Below are 1199 nucleotides of genomic sequence, written 5' to 3'. Positions count from 1 at the left end.
GGGTTCACCCCCGTTATCACGGACACTTACGAGAAGGCCGACCGAGGCCTTGAGGAGTGTTCATGTCGAAGCGAAGGAAGTTCAGTGCAGAGTTCAAGCGTGGCGCAGTTGAACAGGCAAACCATCCCGGCGTCAGTTGCGCCCAAGTAGCACGGGAATTGGGGATTCGGGACACACTGTTGACCCGCTGGAGGCGTGAGGCCCAGAGCCAGGGCCCAGTGGCCTTTGTGGGTACGGGCACGCCCCGGGACGAGGAGCTGGCCCAGCTCAAACGAGAGCTGGCGCGGGTGAAGAAGGAACGGGATTTTTTGCGAGAAGCGGCCACGTTCTTTGCCAAGGGATCATCCTGAGGTATCAGGTGATCGAACGTTGCCGCGATGCGTTTCCGGTTCGACTGATGTGTCGGTGCCTGCGGGTATCGGCCAGCGGTTATTACGACTGGAGCAAGCGCCTGGCCAGCCCCCGTCAGCTCGACAACGAACGCTTGCTCGGGCGCATCCGTGAACTGCACGAGGACAGCCGTGGCGTGTTGGGTGCAGGCCGGATGCGGGAAGACCTGGTTGATGATGGGGAATCCGTCAGTCTTAATCGCGTGGCTCGATTGATGGCGGGCGATGGCTTGCAGGGCTGGCCGCGGCCCAAGCGTCGCGGCCAGCGTAGCCGGCCTGCGCTGGCGCCCCCGGGCGTGCGTAACTGGTTGGAGCGGGACTTCACTGCGCTGGAGCCAGAAACTAAGTGGGTCACCGACATCACCGAGATCAAGACGCAACAGGGCAAGCTGTATCTGTGTGTAGTCTTGGACTTGTTTGACCAGCGTGTCGTGGGCTGGTCGATGCATCACCGACAAGACCGGCAGATGGTGATTCGAGCAGTGCAGATGGCTGTCTGGCAGCGTCAGGGCCGCCATCTGGTAATCCTACATTCCGATCGTGGCAGTCAATTTCGAAGTGGCGATTATCAGAGCTACCTGAAAGCCAATGCGCTGGTGTGCTCGATGAGCGCGGTCGGACATTGCGGCGACAACGCTGCATGCGAAGGTTTCTTTGGCATGCTCAAACGCGAGCGGATTTACCGAATGAGCTACCCAGCACTCGATGTGGCAAAAGCCGATGTGTTTGAATACATTGAGCGGTTCCACAACCGCCGGATGCGACGGAGGACCGCCAAGCGCGATCTGAAGTTCTCAACCCTTTCATAAC

The 1199-nt window shown here is 59.7% G+C and carries 1 protein-coding gene; it reads left to right on the top strand.

Annotation, left to right across the window (positions count from 1 at the left end):
- Positions 1-62: 62 nt before the first annotated feature.
- Positions 63-1198 (top strand): IS3 family transposase gene (locus ACVOMB_RS21030; RefSeq protein ID WP_481532931.1). Its coding sequence is split into 2 segments (ribosomal slippage): positions 63-303 and positions 303-1198, totalling 1137 coding nucleotides; the frame shifts between segments, so codons are not numbered across the junction.
- Position 1199: the final 1 nt, after the last annotated feature.

This window comes from Stenotrophomonas sp. STEN018, assembly GCF_056760235.1.
Note: the sequence above shows the minus strand (reverse complement) of the source record. Positions and strands in the feature narration are given on the sequence as shown.